The 4,608-nt window shown below is 38.9% G+C and carries 4 protein-coding genes and 1 pseudogene; 2 read left to right on the forward strand and 3 right to left on the reverse strand.

Annotated features, from left to right (window positions below; all coding sequences use genetic code 11):
• The 3 genes from I3249_RS12950 to I3249_RS12960 form a co-directional block, all read right to left on the reverse strand.
• Positions 1-281 (reverse strand): transposase (locus I3249_RS12950; protein WP_238070236.1); only part of this gene is annotated, 281 nt, incomplete at its 3' end.
• A 388-nt stretch (positions 282-669) separates the two neighbouring features.
• Positions 670-1,236, reverse strand: coding sequence for an IS630 family transposase (locus tag I3249_RS12955; protein WP_346268586.1), 567 nt, complete (start codon positions 1,234-1,236; stop codon positions 670-672).
• Entirely contained in the window at positions 1,163-1,513 is a 351-nt protein-coding gene (locus tag I3249_RS12960) for an IS630 transposase-related protein (protein ID WP_101204408.1), read from the reverse strand. Before I3249_RS12960 ends, I3249_RS12955 begins: the two co-directional genes overlap by 74 nt.
• A 570-nt stretch (positions 1,514-2,083) precedes the next feature.
• On the opposite strand from I3249_RS12960, the pseudogene I3249_RS12965 reads away from it, so the two are divergent.
• Positions 2,084-3,369: pseudogene (locus I3249_RS12965) on the forward strand (IS3 family transposase).
• A 283-nt stretch (positions 3,370-3,652) separates the two neighbouring features.
• Positions 3,653-4,138, forward strand: coding sequence for a hypothetical protein (locus I3249_RS12970; RefSeq protein ID WP_238070238.1), 486 nt, complete (start codon positions 3,653-3,655; stop codon positions 4,136-4,138).
• The last annotated feature ends 470 nt before the right edge of the window (positions 4,139-4,608 follow it).

Consider the following 4,608-nt stretch of genomic DNA (forward strand, 5'->3'; position numbering starts at 1 on the left):
TCGCTTAATCCCTCCTCATTTAGGATATCTTTCTCTATCTTAAGCTGTCTGACTTCTCGCTCAAGCTCTTGTATGCGACGCTGATCATCAGTTAATGCTAGACCTTTAGTTGGACGAACGCCTTGCTGCTCTTTTTTATACTTGCGTACCCAGTTGTCTAAGGTTGAGATGCCGATGCCTAAAGACTCGGCTACTTCTGCAACTTTGCGATTGTGATCAACCACTAAGCTAATGGCTTCTAATTTGAATTCTCGGGTATATTCTCTACGTTTGGTAGTCATACTGTATTCCTTCTTTGGGGTAGTATAACCTCTTATAAGCTGTCCAATTTTATTATGCCACTACAATATGTTATCCTTACCAATATGAGGATTTTAGTCAACTAATTTAGAGAAAATAATAATTTATACATATATGCAGGCCTTGAGTGTAAATATTAAAAACTTCATAAAAATAGCTTCGGATAAAGTCGAAGCGTTTTAGTAAGGACATCTATAGTCAAAATATCCTAAAAACGCTACGGTATTGCTGATATCAATTTTTTGTAGCCTCTGTCTGCGCAGGCACAGCAAGCAAGAAAAATTGATATCAGCAGTGTGTGATGTATCGATATTACTTTTCACTCACTATATTGAAATTGCGTTTATGACAGATACGATTAGTATATAGTTAAGTCTTTATAAAATCGATACAGCCCATATCATGAAACAGTTTAGGTAGATTATTCTCCATCCATCCTTGGCGTAGAAACTTAGCCTGTGCCCATTTTTTCTCGATAGGGTTTAGATCAGGGCTGTACGGCGGCAGCCATAAAATACGATGACCATGTCTGTTGAGTAGTTTTTGGGTACGTCTGCTTTTATGAAACCGAGCGTTATCCATGACAATCACGCATTTAGTTTTAAGACTTGGGATTAGCGTGTATTTGCACCAGTGGTAGAATATGCTGCTGTTAATATTGTGTTCAAAGTAATCAAGCGCAAACAGCATTTTTCCATAGAGAGCTCCGATGACATTCGTACGTCTCGAAGCTTGCCAGTTGTAGCTATCGATACAGGGTTTACCAATCAGTGCATAGCCATGAGAACGAATGGTTTCAGCCTCAAAGCCGCTTTCATCCATATAGACAATGGGATAGCCTTGCTGAGTAAAGCAATCAAGCCTACTCTGGAATATCGCTCTTTTTATCGGACACGCTTTTGGATGTTCCAAGGTCTTTTTTTTGACTGATACCAAGACGCTTTAAAGCATTAAAGATGCCCGTTTTACTACAGTTCAAGCGACGAGCTCTTTCATAGTTATAATCATCTGGGTATCTTTTTACGTCTTCAATCAATGCGTCATCAGGTATTTTAGTCGGTGCTTTATTTCTGGTTGTTTTAGGCGCTAATTTCTTCTGCCAGCTGTGAATGGTGCTGGTGCTAAGTCCATAAAATAGCGCAGCTTCTCGTATGGTCATACCATCAGTGATGCTAGAAAGTACCTGTTTGCGATAGTCTATTGAATAAGTCATCGTTTATTTCATTAAATACAAATGTTAATAAGATTGTATCGGTTTTATTTGGGTTAGACTATATTAGCACACCAAGTGCAACGCTAAGTAATGAAATAGAACGTCTGGTTTATCGTCTTAAACTCCAAGTGATTTCTTGGTTTATTGTTTAATATATCCTCAATAGTAGCCTGTATCTCTTTATCGGATACTTGTCTAAAGTCACAGCCTTTAGGCAAGTGCTCTCTAATCAAGCCATTGACATTTTCATTTGTTCCTCTTTACCATGAAGCATAAGCATAAGTAGAATCCATTATTAAGGCGACCTTCTGCTTTTTTATGATCAGCGAACTCTTTGCCATTGACAGAAGTAATTGTCTTAACTTCTATTCTAAATTAATTTAACATAGCTGCCGCTAGTAGATGAGCACTTTTTTTAGTAAATCATTTCATCTTAACCAAACAGGTCTTTCGCCCTATTACTGTCATAATGAATTATTTGTGATTATTCAGCAGTAATAGTGTTTGAGCTATGCTGAAGAAACCGTAGAGATAAACTTGGTAAACTAAGCGTATTAACCGGAGTTTATCATGACCAAGAAAGTAAGAACCTACAGTGACGAATTTAAAGCCGAAGCTGTTAAAAAGATAGCAGACAACAACGGCAATATTTCAGCGACCGCAAAGCAGCTTGGCATCGCCATGCAGACCTTAACTAATTGGCACAGTAAAGCCAATCAAGGCAAACTTATCGGCACAGAACAATATGATCCTGAGCTTATGGCAGCTATTCAGGAAATAAAGCAGCTCAAGCGGCAGCTCAAAGTGGCTGAAGAGGAACGCGAGATCCTAAATGAGGAGGGATAAAGCGAAGCACTGCTTCGCCCCGACGCAAGATAAGAGCTATGCTCGAATGAGGCGACGGCGTACTTCGCGAAAAACAGCTAGTCAAGTACGCCTTTATCAAAGACAACCAGCAAGTCTTTAGCATTAGTAGCATGTGCCGCGTACTACAGGTTAAACCCTCAAGCTACTATGACTGGCTGAGTCGTCATATCAGCTGTCAGCAGGTACATCGTAATCAGTGTGAGTTACTGGTTAAAGCCGCTCACAGTGAAACGAAAGAACGTTATGGCGTAGATCGACTGCATGCTCATCTAAGCGAGCAAGGCCACAACATTAGCCTGTATATGGTAAGAAGCATCAAAGAGCAACACGGCATTAAATGTCGTCGTCATAAGCGCTTTAAAGTGGCCACCGACTCTAATCACAACAAGCTGATTTACCCAAATGTGCTCGATCAAAAATTTGATACCAGTCGTCCTAACGAAGCTTGGGTTAGTGACATCACTTACATATGGACAGATGAGGGTTGGCTATACTTAGCAGGTGTTAAAGACCTCTACACTAAAGAGCTGGTCGGCTATGCTATCCACAAGCGTATGACAGCAGATTTAGTTTGCCGTGCACTCAATATGGCCATCAAGAACAAACGACTCAACCAACGGCTGATTGTGCATTCTGATAGAGGCAGTCAGTACTGTAGTTATGACTATCATAAGATCATTAAGAAGCATAAATTTAAGGGCTCAATGTCCAGACGTGGTAATTGCTTTGATAATGCTCCGATAGAGAGTTTCTGGGGCATATTGAAAAATGAGTTAGTGTATCATCAGGATTATAAAATGAGATTCGAAGCTATCAATGACATCATTAAATATATTGAGCTTGAGTATAATGAGGAGCGATCAGCAAAGGACTGCTTTGCAGCGACGCAAGGCAAGAGCTATGCTCGCAGTGAAACTAGAATCCAAAAGGGTTTGGGCTATAAAACGCCAAGACAGGTGTGGTTTGATTATTATCGTCAAGCTGCGTAATTAAAATCTCCCAAGTTTAATTCTACGGGATTGACGGCAGGGGTCATTTCAATAAGCAGACCCTATTATTCGAATCATATAGCTGATCATTAAACAAAAACTGAGCAGTACTATAAGAGAGCACTATGTATTAGGCTAAAAGCTTGGATGCTGCTAATATGCATATAACTCGACCTATATTTGGTCTTAAATTGAACCGTCGTATAATCATGCGTTAAAGCCAACAACCATTGGAGTTGTATGGATATCAATCAATGATCTTGGTAATAGGTAGATAGTATTAATGAATTGGGAACAGTGGATAGCAGAAAATAGAAAACAAATTGAGCACGTTGTGGAGTATGAAGAAAACTTTGTTAGAAGTATTTTAGCTAAAATTCCCGAAATAAGCCCCGAGGATGTCACTGCACAATTTCATTTTACTGATTCAAATGGAGGTAACAGATATATTGACTTTATGATTGTGAATGAGGTAAAGGGCTATCGATTACCTATTGAGTTAGATGGCTACTGGAAAGTAACTAATTATCACGATTTCAACGATATGTTGGAAAGGCAAAATGATCTAGTACAGATATACGGTGTTCTGCTGAGATATACCAATAATAAAATGAATCAACAGCCTGATAAAATAGTTAGAGAAATTAGAAAAACATTAGAGTTACAAGGTAAGAACCAATTGAGCCAAGAAATGCTAGAAAAGCAAGAACAACAGCGTGTTGCTGAATATCAACAAGAGCTCAACCAGCTAAAAGATGAGCTGATATAGCAGCAAGAAACACATATACAGTCTTCATCTACGATTACTAAAAGTGAAATTGCAAGCATTCAAGCAACGATTGCTGCTCTACAATCTAAGATAGAACAAAATAACACTCCAGCGAAAGTAGAAGTAGCAAGAGACAATATTGCTGTCAAGCACTCTAAAGAGCTTGTAAAAACTAAAGTTACAGCCAATCAAATGTTAGTAGCAGGTTCTGCTGGGTTAGTTATTGTCGCTCTAGGAGCTAATGCATTCTTTAGCAAAAACAAACAAACTAGTTTTGAGACGACTGAGAGTAGTTCACTGTTGCTGTTGACCACTACAAAGCAGAAGCGGTTAAGAGATTCAGACAACATAGCTTCAATTGATATGAAGCACTAAAATTTCAGTGCTCAATATTAGGGCGTGTCTTCAATTGGATAAGCCCTAAATAATAGTTACAATACCGCATCTATTGAGACGATGCGAGAAATACA

Origin of the sequence: Psychrobacter sp. Ps1, from assembly GCF_022129425.1 — a bacterium.
Taxonomy (GTDB): domain Bacteria; phylum Pseudomonadota; class Gammaproteobacteria; order Pseudomonadales; family Moraxellaceae; genus Psychrobacter.